We start from the raw sequence: 16,796 nt of genomic DNA on the forward strand, positions 1-16,796 counted from the left end.
AGTTCACCCCACCCAGTATATCTTACATAAGCTTCCCGGCATTACGGCCGGCTTGCCGAAATATGTCTTCCAAACTGAACTTCTTCCGGCTGTTAGAATCCGGGGTTTCGATAAATTCCTGGTCCTCCAGCGGTGTAGGAAATAGAATATCCTCATCTAGGAATTCTGGTCTGACCTGATTGGGATCGTCTTCGCTACCCCACGTTGTCATCGACTGCTCTTGAAGGATATGCCTTGTCAGAATGTCCATAATACCCTGACTAAACATCCCTTCAGCTTTCAACTGGTTCATATAAGTAATAACCTCTGGCGGTGTGTCCGTTGGGATATATAGAGTCACATCCTTGCCGGGGGAGACCAACACAGTCGATCTCCGCTTCTTCAAGCCGATCCGCTCCCACCTGCAGATCCTTCTTTAGATTCCTTGCTTGCCGCTGCTTCATCCTTAGCGTTACCTTTCAAAGCATGTTCTAGCAAAAAGAAGGTCCCTCTCGCATTGCGGAATTGGCTGAACTCGGAATGATCGAAACGGAGCGGCAAACCTAACTCGGCATTTAATTTCTCGATCCACGGTTGAAGTACGATCGCCCCGCCACCGATAAACCAAAACTCATTGGCATAACGAACATGCTTCCACGAGTTACGGGCGTATTTCAACACTTTCTCTGCTAAGATCCGCATGTGTCGGTTGACTAGGGTCGTCATATCGAAGGCAACTTTACCCTCTGCATAAATTTCATATTCCTTGTTGACGAGCATGATCGTCAGTTCTGCCGTGCTTGAAATTAACTCTTCACCTTGGGCGTTGATTTCATTACGTATGCTTTCCAATGCATCGTTTAAGTAGATTTTAGCGCCCGTGGAATGCCGTTGATCTAGATCAAGCCCCGGTCTGAAAAACGCGATATCCATATCAACACCGCCAACATCCGCTATACCAAAGCCTTTGTGTGACAACTGCGCCTTGGAGTTAGCCTCCATGTCATAGACACCTGACACATCATCAATACTAATATCCGATGGCAGCGTAAACTCCATCTCCACCGTTACTCCTTTAAACGTCGGGGTCGTAATAAACGTGATGGAATGAACGCCTCCTGTAATTTTACTGGCGAATTCCTCACTGAATTTCGTAATTTCTCTTATGGGCAGCCCCGTTCCTAAATGCACAGTAGCTTTAATGCGGTTCTTACCGCGTTTAATAGCATCCCCGTGCTTAGTAGCAATGGCATATGCCGCAGCCGTTAAGAGAGTAACCATGGTTTCTGGCCGCTGTGCCTTCTTTTGTACAGCCTTGTCTCCTACAATTTCGTGAACGATTCCTTCATCACCAATTGCCAAGTTACCAACATAGACGTGACGATATTGCTCCGAATCAATCGCAGGCGATGTGATCTGCACATCTAAGAAATCCAAAGGATCTCCTTGTTCCATTAACAAAAAACGTTCCCCAAACGGTTGTGCGACAACATTAGGGAAAATAAAACTGTTGGTCAAATCGTCATATATGCCTTTAATATGACTGCTGCCATTATCGATGGACAAGTGAATGGTTGTGGTAAGAATATCGGGTTTAGCCATGTCTATTTCCTCTCCCAACCTTATTGAGATAGTATAATAGATTCGAAATACGGAGTCGTTTTAAGAGGGTTATTAGGAATTTTTAACATTTTTGATTTGGGGGAGGAAAAGAAGTTTAAAGTTTAAACTTTAGAGTTTAACTAGTTAAAGTTTGAACTTTAAACTTTAGAATTTGGAGTTTGAAGTTGATGTGTCGGGGATATCATTCCTATAAAAACTTGCTTATCTTACCCGCGCTATCCTTACGAGTTTAAAACACAAAGAGCACTGACCATTGTCAGTGCTCTTTCTACTAAGCTAGCGTATCTCACTTCAGGCAATGATAAACCGCCATCATATCCCGTTTATTCAACTCACGAATGCGATTGGAAATAGGAATATCCGCCACTTCTTCCGTGCGTGAGCTTTCAGCAACAACATCACGTACTTTGCCAGTTAGCCAAGTCTGTACATCTATGCCCTCGACAATTTCCTTGCGACCCTCATCATTGATGCCACTTACATAACAGCTCACACAAGGCACCGATAATTTCTGTACACCATCATGGAGTCCATCTTCTGAAATGACTTTCTTACCACCACAGAATGGGCATGGATGACTTGCTTTGATCTTATTAATTTGGGTAACAATTTTACTGTATCCAAACACTTCATAGACATACGTTAGCTTCTTGTATTTCCCATTGGTGAAGTATTTATCAATTATAGCTTCTCTCGTTTCAGCAATATTGGCAAAATCACAGATGGTAATCACATTTTTACTGCTAATCGCCTCAAGGTTACCTTTGATTTTATCCCGAAACGGTATGGCATTTTGTAAAACCACTTCATAGCCCACAAAGCTTGCTAGTTCCAATTCAAGCATTTTCAACGCAACTTGCGTTTCCCTAGGAAGTAAAGATACGTCCTCAGAAAGTGCTAGATCACCGCCAACAATGGACTTTAGTTTTTCTAGTTCTGGTAACTTCCCTACGGTTGTGATGACTTGATCTATCGGTTGCTGAATAATCTCACGAATATCTGTGCCACCAAATTTCAACTTTTTATGATGGTTTAACACAGTTCCTTCACATACTGGGCAGCTAATCATCTCTCTGGAGGCTTTCATTTGCTCTTTAAGAGGAAGGTTCTTGGAAATAACCATATAACGTCCAAGGATGAGATTAAAGCCTTCCCATGACCTCGAGGCCTTACCTGCTTTATCATAAAATGACTTTTCCCAATAACCATATAAGAAAGTATGCTTTTCGTCTTCCGTCATCTCATTAAAGCTTTTATTCATATCGTGACCAAGTTCGTTCTTAATCTCTTCAAATAAGAAGTGCAATTTGGCGTGTTGATAATATTTCAAGACATCCATGACTTCTGGCAGTAACATGCCATCCCAGAAGGGTACTGTTTTATCTTGGATGAGAACACCCATATCAAATCGTTCAATGACACGACGACCCGAACAACTTGGACAATGATTATCTTGATAATAAAAATCAAAGCTACTTGTATCTTTATTAGTCGGATGAGCAGCCACAATTTGGTTGATCAGTCCACCGATTTCATAGAGGAAGCTATATTGACTATATAGATGTCGTTCAAGATCAATCGCGATAACAGGTGCAATTTTCTCGGATTCATATTCACCATAGATGAGTCGGGCCATGGACGATAAACTTTTTAGAATACCGCCCTTGTAGACGTTTTCTGCCTTTTTAAAATAGTCCAATTGATTTTCTTGTAAATAATGAATGCCTTTTTGCGGCTTAAGAGTGGAAGGAATATGAAATGGAACTTTGCTCTCTTCCCCGTTGTTTTGACGATAATAGTCATTATGACTGACAACATCCAGATGACTCACTGGTTCAGACTGTCTTTTACCAAAATCAACGATAAAATCAGAGCTTTCTAGCATATAGGCATTATGTTCGATCATCAGGATGGAGACGGATTCATCTTCCAGAATGTCCCTAACACTATCAATAAATTGGTTCAAAATATTTTGTGATAACCCTTTCGAAGGCTCGTCAAAAATAAACAGCATATGTGGGTTTTTGGAGTTGGCAAACAGCTCAGAAACTAAATGGACACATTGAAATTCACCCGTCGATAAGGACTGTGTTTTTCTTTCCAACGTCAAATAACCAAGTCCAAGTTTGATCAATAAGCTCAAGCGCTTATGGGCAATGTCCTCATTGGGCAGTTCTTCAATAATATCTTCAATCGAGCGCTGAAAAATATCATCAATATCCTCACTATATTTCGTGAGTTTCTTTTTAATATCAAGAAACGTTGCAACTGTTGAGCGACTGGAAATCGATTGGTTGCGATCTTGCCCCACCACGACCAGCTTATCTTTCGGATACCGCTTCTGAAAATCTTTGACGATACACTCATTAACAAGAGTCGATTTACCGCATCCCGACTCCCCTGTGAAGGTTACAAGTCTATTTTTGGGAATCTGAATGTCAGCCATTTGAATATTACGACAGTATAGATCTTTAAATTGGTAGTATTCGGTTGGCACAGCCTGATTGCGTTCCTGAATAATTGGTTTGGGCCGTGGTGATTCCTCAACAATTTTCCCGCCGTATTTACCACTGCCAGGTCCAAAGAACAATTGCTCATCTGTCGTATCTAGCACCGTGTCTGAATGATCAATAAGCCAAATCTGATTCTTATCCCCTAATTGTTTAATCTGCTCTAAAATTTTCAATAGCGTTTGATGATCGAGACCCACAGAGATTTCATCAATAATAATCACCGTATTTTCGCTTGTTGCCATGAATTCTGCCAAGTAAAGTCGTGTTATCTCTCCACCTGACAATGTACCCATAATCCGATTTAAGGTTAAGTACCCAATGTTCATGTTGATGATATTTTGAAGAATATGCTGCTTCCCCTCACTGATCTGTAATTCCTCAGATAGCGAAAGAATCGTTTCAATGCTTAAGTTATTAATATCAGAAATACTATGCGGTTTATTCAATAATTCCATTTTATATTGCTCAACTTCTTGATTGTAGCGCCTACCCTCGCACTTAGGACATTCGACATTTTGGGTCGTGCTGCGCCCTTTACAATCGGGACACCAGCCTAACGGATTATTAAAGGAAAAAACTTCAGGAGAGAGATCAAACTGTCCAGCAAGACGATCGCGAATCTCTTTAAATACGCCAGTATGTGTCCCAATGGTTGAACGGGGATTAGATGAAATGGATGATTTTCCGAGAAAAAGGACTAAAGGCATTTCTTCCATCTTGATGGCGCTGAAATTGGTTTCCATAATATCAGGAAATAAATACTGATACTCCGCCTTTGGCAATAAAGAAACGAGACGTTTCTTGGATTCTTCACCAATCGTCTGACAAAACGTTGTTTTACCGGATCCTGATAAACCAGCAATTCCTAAAGATTTATCTACAGGCAGAATGGCGTCTAATCGATTAATATTGTTCGAAATCAATTGATTTATTTGCATATGTACATCCTTTCTATTCTTATAAACCTATTATTCCCATGTTAGCATAGTGTTAAATCTATGCATTGTTTTTTTCTAATAAAGACTCTTAATTAATAACTACGAATCTATCATCTATCTAGTTTCCCATATAAAAAAACTATACCCCGGGATAGTATTTATGTATTTCTCTATGGCTAACCTTTCGCCCTATACTTAGATCAAAATGAAGCGTAGGGAGCTGTTAACATTGAAAACATCCATTATAGGCTATCCGAGAGTTGGGACTTTACGGGAGCTTAAATTCGCATCCGAGAAATATTTTAAAGGCGAGACTTCAATTGATGAACTGCACCAAACAGGAGCCAACCTCCGAGCAGCACATTGGAAGATCCAACAAGAGAACGGCATCGATTTTATTCCATCGAATGACTTTTCATTCTATGACGGTTTACTCGATACGGCTTGCTTATTAAATATCATACCAGAGCGCTATCAAGCGCTAGGTCTCAGCCCCTTAGAAACGTATTTTGCAATGGCTAGAGGTTATCAAGGCGAGCAAGGCGATGTTAAAGCATTAGCGATGAAAAAATGGTTTAATACAAACTATCACTATATGGTTCCTGAAATCAATGATTCTACAACCATTCGATTAGCAGGAACGAAGCTGTTCGATGAATTCTTAGAGGCTAAACAGCATAATGTTGTGACGAAGCCCGTTCTAATTGGCCCTTTTACCTTACTTAAGCTTGCAAAATACACGGGTGTCAAACAAGCCAATGACTTTGTCCGTGAAGCTGCAGAAGCGTATGCCGCTATACTGGGACAATTGAATGATCTAGGCGCAGCGTGGGTCCAACTGGACGAACCTGGATTGGTAACCGATTTATCACAAGAGGATATCGCGCTGTTCTCGGAACTATATGCTCACATTCTATCCTCCAAAGGGGATGTAAAGGTTCTCGTTCAAACTTACTTCGGAGACATTCGCGACTGTTACCCAACGCTTCAAACACTCCCGTTCGACGGGATTGGTATTGATTTCTTAGAAGGTAAACAATCTCTAGCGCTTGTGCAGCAACATGGGTTTTCAGACGATAAAGTACTGTTTGCAGGCCTAGTGAACGGTAAAAACATATGGAAAAACCAATATAAACGCACGCTTGGGCTTATTCATGAATTAGGTACACATGTGAAGCACATCGTGCTTAGCTCCTCCTGCTCGCTTCTACATGTGCCTTACACCTTACAGCATGAAAAGAAATTATCGGATGATTCTAAACGCTATTTGGCATTCGCAGAGGAAAAGCTGCAAGAGTTCGCACAACTCAAAGCGATTGGAGCTCAGGCAGATCCTTATTCTACTGTGCTGTATTTGCAAAATGAGGAGTTGTTCAACAGCACCCGCTTTACGAATAACGAGGCTGTACAGGCGAAGGCCGCGGCCTTGACGGAGGCTGACTTTACAAGGCTGCCAGCCTTCGGTGAACGAGAATCCATTCAGAAATCCAAATTCAAATTGCCGCAGCTGCCGACTACAACCATAGGATCCTTCCCACAGACTGCCGAGGTTCGAGCGAATCGCTTTGCCTTTAAGAATGGTGACATTACCGAGGAGCAATACAAGCAGTTTAACTTTGAAAAAATTGCAGCATGCATTGAACTTCAAGAAGAAATTGGCCTTGATGTTCTTGTTCATGGTGAATTCGAACGCAATGATATGGTTGAATATTTTGGCGAATGCTTGGATGGATTTATGTTCACCGAAAAAGCGTGGGTACAGTCCTATGGAACAAGATGCGTTAAGCCCCCGATTGTATGGGGAGACATTTCCCGCTCCAAACCAATGACCGTCGAATATTCGGCTTATGCCAAAAGCTTGACGAGCAAACCGCTTAAAGGGATGTTAACAGGCCCCGTAACGATTCTAAACTGGTCCTTCCCCCGTGAAGATATCAGCCTGAAGGATAGTGCCTTCCAGATTGCTCTGGCGATTCGGGACGAAGTATTGGATCTAGAAGCGAATCAAATTGAAATTATTCAAATTGATGAGGCTGCCTTAAGAGAAAAGCTGCCATTAAGGAAATCAGATTGGCAGAGTGAATATCTGAGCTGGGCAATACCTGCTTTCCGATTGGTGCATAGCGGTGTCCAGGCCGAAACCCAAATTCATACACACATGTGTTATAGCCAGTTCAGCGATATTATTCGCGATATTGATGCCATGGATGCCGATGTCATTACGTTTGAAGCATCCCGATCAGACCTTGCGATTATAGATGTGATTAATCAATGCGGTTTCCAAACAGAGGTTGGTCCAGGGGTGTACGATATTCATTCCCCGCGTATTCCAAGTGTAGATGAAATCAAGCTGGGATTGTATCGTATGTTAGAGAAAATCGATATCGCTAAGTTATGGGTTAATCCCGATTGCGGACTTAAAACGCGCGGCGAAAAGGAGACTTGGGCTAGTTTAAGACAATTAGTTCAAGCAGCTAAAGAAGTGAGAGCAACGCTATAACAGCGTGATACAAGAGGATGAACTCAGACGAGTTCATCCTCTTGGTTTATAATCGTATAGCCGAAGTCCGAAATCACACTTTTCAGCTTTCGAACATAGTCGGCGGCAAGCAGGCTCAAATTGACTTTTTTATTCGTGATGTATCCAATCCGCATATTCTCATCTGTACGCAAGCGCACCGACTTAATCTGCTCGCCATTCAAGTCCGAATTAAGTACACCCGAGCTGATTGTATAACCATTCAACCCAATGAGGAGATTGAATAAAGTCGCGCGATCACTGACTAATATTTTCTTCTTGTGCGTTCTGGTGCTTAAGATTTCCTCTGAAAAGTAGAAGGAATTGTACTCTCCTTGCTCAAAAGCAAGACACGGGAATTCATCTAAATCTTTGATCTCCAGTATCGACTTCGCAGCAAGCGGATGCTCCGAGCTAATAAAGACATGAGGCTCCGCTACAAAAAGAGGGTGGAATTGAAGATCGTTTTCTTTCAGCATTTTCTGGATAACCTTCTGGTTGAAATCATTGAGATAGAGAATGCCAAGCTCGCTGCGCATATTGCGCACATCTTCAATAATTTCGTGCGTCCTCGTTTCACGCAACGTACATTCATACTCATTCGTGTTCAAGTCTTTCAATAGATTGACGAACGCTTGAACCGAAAAAGCATAATGCTGTGTGGAGATCGAGCATAGTTTTTTAGAAGGTTTTTTATTCATATACCTTTGCTCAAGAAGCTCTGCTTGCTCTACGACTTGCCGAGCATAAGAAAGGAATTCAGCCCCTTCATTCGAGAGCGAAATCCCTTTAGATGAACGCAGAAAAATATCAACGCCAATTTCCTGCTCTATTTCTTTCACCGCACTAGACAGACTTGGTTGTGATATGAAAAGCTGCTTAGCAGCCTCACTTATGGAACCACAATTCACGATCGTTAATATATATTTTAATTGCTGTAATGTCATCGTAATCAGTCCTTCGTGGATGAGCGATCTACGCCGTATAACGCATCCATATGCGCAATATGAGCGGCTCCCCAATCGTTTAATGGCTGTAACACAGCACTTAAACCTTTGCCGTATTCCGAAATCGAATATTCGACTTTCGGAGGGATTTGGTTGTACACCTCACGATGTACGATATCGTTATACGCAAGTTCTCTTAATTGTTGGGTAAGCATCTTCTTGTTTATATCCGGTATCGCTTTTTGAAGCTCGCTGAATCTCATTGTGCCGTTTGAAATAAGCTGAAGCAAAATGACAGGCTTCCATTTTCCCACTAAAATACTCAGCGCTGATTCAAATTTACAATACTCTTTCATTGAACTCCCCCACTTCACTTCACTTTGCTTTGTTAGGTAACTTTTTCGTTACTCAGTTTAGATAAAGTGCCTACTTGCTTGAATCGATTCCTAGGGTCTACTATACCATTAGTAGATGGCCAATAAATAGTCAGGAGGTTGAAACATATCATGAATATCACGCTATGGATCATTCAAGGGCTTGCAGCAATAGGTTTTGTCTATTCTGGCTGGTTGAAGGCGTTTCAATATGAAAAAGCCAAAGCGTCTTGGGGATGGGTAAAAGACGTGTCAAAAGCATTCGTCGTTTTTATCGGTTTAATAGAATTGATTGGAGCCCTTGGACTCATTCTTCCTCATGTGACGAATATCGCACCTATCTTGACACCAATTGCTGCAACTGGACTTGCCGCAATCGTTCTCCTCGGTGCCCTATTCCATGTTTCACGTAAGGAATATCGAGAAATCGGCGTGAACATTGTCTTCTTTGCGTTAGCTGCAATTGTTGCGATCTGTCGGTTTTAATCCGAGGTTACATTTACTTCATGTAGGGCGATTGGAAGGCGCAATAATTATCAACAGGCTTATATCGATAGAAAAACCCCTATCCACATGTGGATAGAGGTTTTCTTACTGCCATTAGTTGATAAGTATCCACACCCCAGCCTTGCCTGGGATCTCTCCTTTGGTCCACCATTTTGCCTGATAGGTATGCCCTGCATACACGACTTTATCGCCGCCATTGTAGGCCTTCACATTGCTCCAAGTCGGAATGGTGTTATTGGCAACAGCCTTCCAGACGTCTGAAGTATCTGGCTGTTCGCCCTTTGTCCACCAGCTGGCTGTATACTCAACACCGTTAAAAGTGACTTTGTCACCAGCCAAGTAGATCTTGGCGTTATCCCAAGCCGCAGTCGTTCCCGGTGCAGGCGTAACCACCGCCGACTTCGTCGTAACTGTCAGCGCAGCGCTTGCTGTGGAGCGGTTATTGGCCGCATCCAGGGCAGTAACCGTATACGAGTATGCCGTTGAGGCGTTCAGACCGCTGTCGGAATAAGCCCTTGAGGCCGTTGTGCTGATTAGCTTGCCGTCTCGATACACCTCGTATTTCGTCACTCCGATATTGTCATTTGCAGCCGCCCAATTTAGCGTAGCAGCCGATTCTGTCACGTTACTGGCGGTTAATCCCGTCGGTCGCGTTGGCGCCTGCGTGTCTGGCGCAGGTGTTACCGCGGGCAGTGTGCTTGCCGATACTGGCGTACTAGCCCCCGAACGATTGCCCTTATTATCCACTGCTACCAACGTATACGTAAATGTGGTGTTGGCCGACAAACCGTTGTCGGTATATTCCGTTTGCGTCGTTGTGCCGATTACATTTCCGTTTCGACTAACTTCATATTGTTTAATCCCTGCCGAGGCAGTCGATGCCGTCCATTGCATCGTTATGCTGCTCTCCGTATGTGTAGAGCACCAAGCACTTGCTGGAAAGTTCGGCAACACAAATGGTGGTTCTGGATCTGGTGTCGTCATGCCGCCGTTTTGTGTCAAATTCACGTCAATTGCCTGATAAAAGGCATTGCCAGTGTCACCAATCTCCCAAACCCCTAGAATGATATAATAACCAGTTCGGTCTGTCGGCACATTACATTTATGAGTTACTGTCATATCGGGTTTCATATTGCCGCCATCAACCGTACAGAAAGGCTTTGATTCTAGTTGATCGCGGGTAAGCGGTTTATTAGGGTCCCAGCCGACTTTCGTTATGTAATACTTCCATTCCTTCGTCAAGTGATTCGCTGTGAACTTCCAGGTGAACGAATTCTCGCCACCCTTCATATCAATCTTCTTCCAACGGTCGGCCGTTTGGGCATCCAATTCAAAGTATTTGCCTGCTCCCGCAATCTGACCGTCTGCCGGTCCTGATGCTGGGAATCCCCCTTTGCCTTCCACACTCTGCGGTTCGTACTGAATAGCGCCACAAGCCTTGTTTAACCCTTGTTGGCACAGCAGCGACCGGCTAGCTGGCGATTCCATGTAGCCATGAGCAGAAGCTTTACCTGAGAAGCCAAATGTACAAGCCAGTCCTAATACCATGAATCCAAGCAAAACTGCCAGCTTAAATGGGCGGGTAGCAAACCTCAGTTTCCCCCATACGGATTGTTGCGTAATGACCATGTCGATTCTCCTCGTATTTTGTAATATGATTATAGTTTCCAATCTTAGCCAGTTGTTTAGTGTTTAGCCAGTTTCAAAAGACCTAGGGGAATATTCTCTGCTCGTTACAGTCATATGTGAACAAGACCTTAACTCAAAAGCGTGACACTTGACCCATATTTATTTGTTTATTGTTAAAAGTAACTCTAGTAAGCGTTCTCTTAAAAAATGATCTTCGTTTTTGCCCTACTGTAAAATAGGTCAGAATCATCTGTTGGTGTGAAGTGTATATGAGTCAAATATCCTATTATTTCCATAATTCTGCTTCTGCGGTCCAAGCATTATCTATGCCAATTGTCCCTCATGCCACTCGGCATAGGGATATTTTTCTTTGCTTTTTCTGCTAATATGAGCTGTAAAAGAAAAGAGACCGTCAGCTATTGACGATCTCTTTGTTATGGATTTCTTTAAGTAGGCCTCACCAGCCTGTACCTAAAATTCCTCGCATCCATATCGGTCCGACTTCATACTTAATTTAATATTGTCCTTTAATTACAAAAAACGAGCCCCGAATGGTTCCAGCTAGTTTAGACTTCTGCCTAGCAAACTTAAACTTCTCTTCTAACTCCTTCGGAATCTCCATCCCCTCAGAAAGCTTAAATCCAACGGCCCGCTTCTTAGGGTCATCAACCGTATACATGACATTGACGCTAAGACCATCTTCATAAAAAACGTAGGTAAATTGAATATTTTCCACTTGGAAACGCGACGTTTCTAAAGGTTTGGCCGCAAACTCAATATTACGCTCTTGCAAAATTCGGTTCACATAATCAAGGCTCTCTTGACTTTCGCTAGCTGGTACAACCGTAAATTCATGCTTGTATTTGTTCATAAAATAACGGGCTTCATTCGCACGTAAACCTGCTAGCGCTTCTACTACAGGTGAAGACTCCAATCCAACCGTAGACACATTTTTAAAATCAACGATATACGACATTTCCATCCCTCGTTTTCTCTCTCAATTTTCTAAAAACAGAAATTTAATATTCCTTCTCTACCAAATATTATACCAAAAATGATTTAATATAAACGTTCCGCTTCATCAAAGGCTTGATTCATCCACTGACTAAGCTTTTCGGCAGCGTCGTCTGAGAACATCAAATTCAGATTCTTATCCGTCTCCATCGCCTTTTCAGCTGTGAAAGCATACATGAATTCTTCATATTCCTTGATAGCTCGGCCGAGGTCTTCATGTCGAATGATTGCTGACGCTAATCGCTCCGCATCGAGCAACGCCAGATTGACTCCCTCGCCGGCGAAAGGCGACATGAGATGAGCAGCGTCCCCAATCAGCGTTACGTTGGAATGACGATTCCAACGAAATCCCACAGGTAGCATGTAAATTCGCCGCGGCGTCACACGATCTTCTGAACAGTGGACATACTGTTTAGCCATCTCGTCCCAATCCTCGAACAACTCCAGCAGACATTCTTTGGCCTTAATTGGCTGATCAAACGGAATACCGCTTTGTTCGATCCAGTCACTCTCAACTTTAAGGCTGAGATATACTTTGATCCGGCCATCGCCATTAAGCTGTCCAATGATCACATTGCGATCCCCCATAACGAATGTCTTGCCCTTCCTGTTGAATGCGGCAAGCTCTGGATGCTTATTAGCCGCATCGAGAATATTAAGTTCCACCATGGTCACTCCACTGTATTCAACGGAAGTATCTGACAACATTAGATTTCTTACTCGGGAAAAGGCTCCGTCCGCTCCAATCAGCAAATCGACGATATCCGTAGGTCCGTTCTCAAAATAGAGTGCGATTTTACCATCTTCACGCTTTTCTGCCCGCTCCAGCTTATGGCCGTATTTTATGTAATTGGTATCCACCGCTTCTAATAGTAGATCGCAAAGCTCTCCTCTATCAATCTCTGGACGGTCCCAGTCGCCCTCTCGGGCAATTTCGTCGATATAGACGTTACCGTTTTTATCGAGTACATGAAAGTCTTGATCCTGAGGTCGGGCGATCTCTTTAAACTTTTCTAATAATCCGGCCGCCTCAAGCGCCTTTTGACCCGATTCCGCGTGGATATCGAGAGTTCCGCCACGTTCGGTGTTTGCATTATAAAGTTCTCGCTCATAAATGACAAACTGTATACCGTGTCTTTGCAAAATTGAGCCAAGCGCAAGTCCCCCTGGTCCTCCTCCAATAATGGCAATCCGCTTTTGATTATATAGATTCGAAGATGCATCGTTCATATGAAACATCACCTGTCCTTATTTGGATTAAGGCGCTTTAAAGCCCTTTGGCCTAATAGGTAATGGGTATCTTCAGCGCCTCTGTATACTGTAAGCACATCATAATGGCGACATATGAACTGAATATAAACGTTTAGTTTACTTTTGAGATTCAAGAATAAACATGGATGCATCCTGTCCCATAAATATTTTACTTCCATGATAAAAAGTTTTGGATTGAATATGCCTGTACCCTATCTTAGTCATGATGTCAGTTAGCTTCACTTGATTAAATCCGTTATGAACGATATCTGAAACAACTTTTTCGTTTTTATCAAAATCTACGATTAGTAAATGTCCTCCTTCATTTAGGACATCAAATAATCTTGATAAAACGAATTCAACATCGTGAATATGGAGTAGAACCTGTGCCATAAAAATATAGTCAGTATGTAAATCCGATAAATCTTCCTTTTCAAAATCAAAGCATAAGGTATCTACATTTTGAATATTAAAATCAGAAATTTTTTGCTTTATTTGATTAATCATGTTTTCTGAAGTATCCAGAAAAAGCATAGAATTAAATTCGTTTAACAAGTTCATTCCGACAAGACCAGTTCCACACCCAAAATCAATAGCATTCTTACTTTTAGCGTCAACTAAATATTCACGAATGGCATCCGATGATACCTTTGCAATTTGAATTCTTTCAGAAGTGTCATATATATTAGCTATCATTTCGAACTTATCCGTATTTCCCATTACTATCTCTCCAATCTGCCTTGTCCTTATTTGTTTAACGCTACTTCTCCTGCTCCTTTATCACCTGACCAATCCCCAACAAAATCAGCTTAAAGCTGCGTTTATTATGTCCGTTATTCAAGGTTTTCTGTAATTCCTGTGATTTGGATAATAATTTAGTGCATTAGAAAAACATATATACGCAAGAAGGCAGGATAAGGGACATTCCCTGATCCTGCCTTGTTTAGGTACACGCCGCGCATCCTCGGCCAACGTCAATAAAGAGCCGGAACAGAGTAAATTGCGATCCTACTACTTTATTTTTTCAAAGCCCGATCATACGCTTTTTTGTAAATGTCCACAATTTTATCTACGCCTAATGCTTTCATGTCGCTCACATATTTCGGCCAATCTTCCAGACTGCGTTCACCAACGATGAACTTGGAAATATTCTCATCGCGCTTCTTCATAATCGTATCCCCGCTCAGAGAGAGGGTTTCCATCTCAGCGCTTGTGAACGCGGGACGAGGCTGCTGCTGACTATCATATTTCGGCGCTTCCTGATAAGCCTTCTGCAGCTCAGGCGATGAGAGGGAAAGATGAGCATCATAATCGAACCACGCATAGGTGCCGTCCGTAGAAATACCGGTTTTCTTTCTCATGTCCGCTACATCCGCAAATTTCTCAATGAACTGCTTCTTGCCATTTTCCGTTTTATAAGTGACGCCTTCTTTCCCCCAGCTGGCCAGTGTTTTACCTTCCTCACTGTAGAAGAAATCCATGAACTTCAGAATCTCTTTGATTTTTTTCGAAGATGTCGCGATCATGAAACCTTCGTCCAAATATTGTGTGTACGCATTCTTGGCAGGCGCACCTGCAAATCCGGTCGGCGCTCCCATGAAAGCCAGATTAAAGTCCGCTTTATCCTTGCGCAATGCCGAGTTGAAGAAATCAATCCGTCCGATGTAATCGACTGTGACAAACGCTCGCTCTGTAGACATCAAGTCCTGCCATAGCTTCGTATCTGCAGACAAGAAATCAGGAGGAATGAGGCCTTCTTTATAAAATTTATTTAAATACACAATCATTTGCTTGTAGTTGTCTTCCAGCGGACCATAGCGCCATTCTTTTTTATCAAAATCATAGTACACATCAGAACCGGTGCCAAAGGCTGGAGCAAAATTCAAGAGACGCTGCAAACCGTTCCGAAATGAAAGCGGATAGCTCTTTGGATAAGCTTCTTTTATTTTCTTAAGCGCTGCATACAATTCATCCCACGTTTTTGGCTCGGAAAGCCCCAGCTTCTTAAATACATCGTCACGATACATCCAAATCATGCGATTCGTTTCCCCGATTCCCGCATTTGGGAACATATACATTTTGCCATCCGATGAAATCGTGTTTTGCGTATCAACCGGATACTTTTCCATCCATTTTTTCAAGTTCGGCATCTCGTTAACATAATCCAAAATATTAACCAGCGCACCTTGCTGTCCGTACTTATCTGCTAGCTTTTTGTCCTGCGTCATCATCATATCCGGCAAATTGCCCGAGGCAATTGTAACGCTTAGCGCGTCTTCCAGCTTCCCAGACGGCAGCTGCACATTCAGGGAGACGCCTGTTTTTTCTTCGATTAATTTCCAGGAAATATTATCTTTATTGTAAGGCCAGCTTGGATTCGAATAATTGAGCACGTTAAAGGTTTGTTTGACTACTTGCGCAGGAGCTGAAGCTGTTGTCCCTGCACTGGCAGAAGGCGCTGCCGTCGATGTCTCGTTCGTACTCGTCGAACAACCTGCGATTGCCGTCATAGATAGTCCCAAAACTAAACACATTGACAACCCTTTTACTGTTTTATTCATAGAACCCATCTCCCTTTTCATTTGTTTTTTAGACCCACAGCCTTTTTATTACTGAACATGAACTAACCTTTCACCGAACCGATCATCACCCCCTTGACGAAGTATTTTTGCAGAAACGGATACACAAGGAGGATCGGTACGGTGGAAACAAGGATCGTTGTAAATTTTAATGCATCATCAACGACCAAATTATCGCCGCCTACGCTGGACACGTTAGCTGAGTTAATCTGCCCCTGCAAGACGATATTGCGTAGAACAACTTGCAGTGGGAACATATCCTGGTTGCGCAGGTAGAGTAATGCGGAATAAAAGTTATTCCAGATTCCAACGGCATAGAAAAGTCCGATGGTGGCAAGCACCGCTTTTGAGAGCGGCAGCACGAGCCGAAAGAAAATTCCGAGATCGGTCAATCCGTCAATTTTACCCGATTCCTCCAGCTCTTTGGGCATTGCGGAGAAAAAAGTTCGCATCACAATGAGATTCCACGTACTGACGGCCGTAGGCAGCACCATGGACCATAGGCTATCTACCAATCCGTAACTTTTGACAACCAGGAAGGTCGGAATCATACCACCGCTGAAAAACATTGTAAACACAATGAGCAGTGTAAACAGCTTGTGATGCGGCAACTCCTTTTTAGAGATCGCGAACGCACCCATGGCTGTCATAATTAGCGAGACCAAGGTGCCGACTAGTACATATTGAATGGTATTAATATAGGCGGAGGAAATACGCGGATCGTGTAAGACAATTTTATACATCTCCACGTTGAATCCTTTTGGCCAAAGCGTAACCTCGCCTTTTAAAATGTGCGTACTATCGCTGAACGAGACGGCCATCATATAAACAAAGGGGTACAGCGTTGCTGCAACGACCCCAAGCAGCACAAGGATAATTAGTAGGTCAGCCACACCAAATTTCGTTTTCATAAAGCGTACCTCC

At 42.7% G+C, this 16,796-nt stretch carries 13 protein-coding genes; 2 read left to right on the forward strand and 11 right to left on the reverse strand.

The window, feature by feature from the left end; translation table 11 throughout:
* Positions 1-22: 22 nt before the first annotated feature.
* The 3 genes from AC58QG_RS25610 to AC58QG_RS25620 form a co-directional block, all read right to left on the reverse strand.
* The gene (locus AC58QG_RS25610; RefSeq protein WP_497364925.1) at positions 23-385 is read right to left on the reverse strand and encodes a hypothetical protein; all 363 of its coding nucleotides are present in this window, start codon (positions 383-385) and stop codon (positions 23-25) included.
* Positions 382-1,581 (reverse strand): Alp7A family actin-like protein, encoded by a 1,200-nt coding sequence (locus AC58QG_RS25615; protein ID WP_497364926.1) that lies wholly within the window; start codon positions 1,579-1,581, stop codon positions 382-384. The genes AC58QG_RS25610 and AC58QG_RS25615 overlap by 4 nt, the downstream gene beginning before the upstream one ends.
* A gap of 307 nt (positions 1,582-1,888) precedes the next feature.
* Positions 1,889-5,053 carry an ATP-binding cassette domain-containing protein gene (locus AC58QG_RS25620; protein ID WP_497364927.1) on the reverse strand — a complete coding sequence of 1,055 codons (3,165 nt, stop codon included), beginning with the start codon at positions 5,051-5,053 and terminating at the stop codon, positions 1,889-1,891.
* Positions 5,054-5,282: 229 nt separating this feature from the next.
* Between AC58QG_RS25620 and metE the strand changes: the two genes are divergently transcribed.
* Complete coding sequence (gene metE, locus AC58QG_RS25625; RefSeq protein ID WP_497364928.1) at positions 5,283-7,553, forward strand: 5-methyltetrahydropteroyltriglutamate--homocysteine S-methyltransferase; 2,271 nt, start codon at positions 5,283-5,285, stop codon at positions 7,551-7,553.
* A 23-nt stretch (positions 7,554-7,576) separates the two neighbouring features.
* Here the strand turns inward: metE and AC58QG_RS25630 are convergent, their stop codons facing one another.
* Both AC58QG_RS25630 and AC58QG_RS25635 read right to left on the reverse strand, forming a co-directional pair.
* Positions 7,577-8,518 (reverse strand): LysR family transcriptional regulator, encoded by a 942-nt coding sequence (locus AC58QG_RS25630; protein ID WP_497364929.1) that lies wholly within the window; start codon positions 8,516-8,518, stop codon positions 7,577-7,579.
* Between the two features lie 5 nt (positions 8,519-8,523).
* Positions 8,524-8,874, reverse strand: coding sequence for a winged helix-turn-helix transcriptional regulator (locus tag AC58QG_RS25635; protein ID WP_497364930.1), 351 nt, complete (start codon positions 8,872-8,874; stop codon positions 8,524-8,526).
* 150 nt (positions 8,875-9,024) lie between these two features.
* On the opposite strand from AC58QG_RS25635, the gene AC58QG_RS25640 reads away from it, so the two are divergent.
* Positions 9,025-9,378, forward strand: a complete 354-nt coding sequence (locus AC58QG_RS25640; RefSeq protein ID WP_497364931.1) for a DoxX family protein — start codon at positions 9,025-9,027, stop codon at positions 9,376-9,378.
* Positions 9,379-9,492: 114 nt separating this feature from the next.
* On the opposite strand, the gene AC58QG_RS25645 is transcribed toward AC58QG_RS25640, so the two are convergent.
* The 6 genes from AC58QG_RS25645 to AC58QG_RS25670 form a co-directional block, all read right to left on the reverse strand.
* Positions 9,493-11,028 carry a lytic polysaccharide monooxygenase gene (locus tag AC58QG_RS25645; protein WP_497364932.1) on the reverse strand — a complete coding sequence of 512 codons (1,536 nt, stop codon included), beginning with the start codon at positions 11,026-11,028 and terminating at the stop codon, positions 9,493-9,495.
* A gap of 514 nt (positions 11,029-11,542) precedes the next feature.
* Positions 11,543-12,004 carry a DUF8821 family protein gene (locus AC58QG_RS25650; RefSeq protein ID WP_497364933.1) on the reverse strand — a complete coding sequence of 154 codons (462 nt, stop codon included), beginning with the start codon at positions 12,002-12,004 and terminating at the stop codon, positions 11,543-11,545.
* 83 nt (positions 12,005-12,087) lie between these two features.
* Entirely contained in the window at positions 12,088-13,272 is a 1,185-nt protein-coding gene (locus AC58QG_RS25655; RefSeq protein WP_497364934.1) for an FAD-dependent oxidoreductase, read from the reverse strand.
* A 138-nt stretch (positions 13,273-13,410) separates the two neighbouring features.
* Positions 13,411-14,013 (reverse strand): class I SAM-dependent methyltransferase, encoded by a 603-nt coding sequence (locus AC58QG_RS25660; RefSeq protein ID WP_497364935.1) that lies wholly within the window; start codon positions 14,011-14,013, stop codon positions 13,411-13,413.
* Between the two features lie 296 nt (positions 14,014-14,309).
* Entirely contained in the window at positions 14,310-15,854 is a 1,545-nt protein-coding gene (locus tag AC58QG_RS25665) for an extracellular solute-binding protein (protein ID WP_497364936.1), read from the reverse strand.
* Between the two features lie 62 nt (positions 15,855-15,916).
* Positions 15,917-16,783 carry a carbohydrate ABC transporter permease gene (locus tag AC58QG_RS25670; protein WP_497364937.1) on the reverse strand — a complete coding sequence of 289 codons (867 nt, stop codon included), beginning with the start codon at positions 16,781-16,783 and terminating at the stop codon, positions 15,917-15,919.
* Positions 16,784-16,796: the final 13 nt, after the last annotated feature.

The sequence above is a fragment of the Paenibacillus sp. J22P169 genome, from assembly GCF_059691995.1.

Excerpts from the sequence above, each read along its gene's own strand:
- AC58QG_RS25615 (WP_497364926.1), bottom strand. The coding sequence starts at position 1,581 with ATGGCTAAACCCGATATTCTTACCACAACCATTCACTTGTCCATCGAT.
- AC58QG_RS25620 (WP_497364927.1), bottom strand. The coding sequence starts at position 5,053 with ATGCAAATAAATCAATTGATTTCGAACAATATTAATCGATTAGACGCC.
- AC58QG_RS25630 (WP_497364929.1), bottom strand. The coding sequence starts at position 8,518 with ATGACATTACAGCAATTAAAATATATATTAACGATCGTGAATTGTGGT.
- AC58QG_RS25635 (WP_497364930.1), bottom strand. The coding sequence starts at position 8,874 with ATGAAAGAGTATTGTAAATTTGAATCAGCGCTGAGTATTTTAGTGGGA.
- AC58QG_RS25640 (WP_497364931.1), top strand. The coding sequence starts at position 9,025 with ATGAATATCACGCTATGGATCATTCAAGGGCTTGCAGCAATAGGTTTT.
- AC58QG_RS25645 (WP_497364932.1), bottom strand. The coding sequence starts at position 11,028 with ATGGTCATTACGCAACAATCCGTATGGGGGAAACTGAGGTTTGCTACC.
- AC58QG_RS25650 (WP_497364933.1), bottom strand. The coding sequence starts at position 12,004 with ATGTCGTATATCGTTGATTTTAAAAATGTGTCTACGGTTGGATTGGAG.
- AC58QG_RS25655 (WP_497364934.1), bottom strand. The coding sequence starts at position 13,272 with ATGAACGATGCATCTTCGAATCTATATAATCAAAAGCGGATTGCCATT.
- AC58QG_RS25660 (WP_497364935.1), bottom strand. The coding sequence starts at position 14,013 with ATGGGAAATACGGATAAGTTCGAAATGATAGCTAATATATATGACACT.
- AC58QG_RS25665 (WP_497364936.1), bottom strand. The coding sequence starts at position 15,854 with ATGAATAAAACAGTAAAAGGGTTGTCAATGTGTTTAGTTTTGGGACTA.
- AC58QG_RS25670 (WP_497364937.1), bottom strand. The coding sequence starts at position 16,783 with ATGAAAACGAAATTTGGTGTGGCTGACCTACTAATTATCCTTGTGCTG.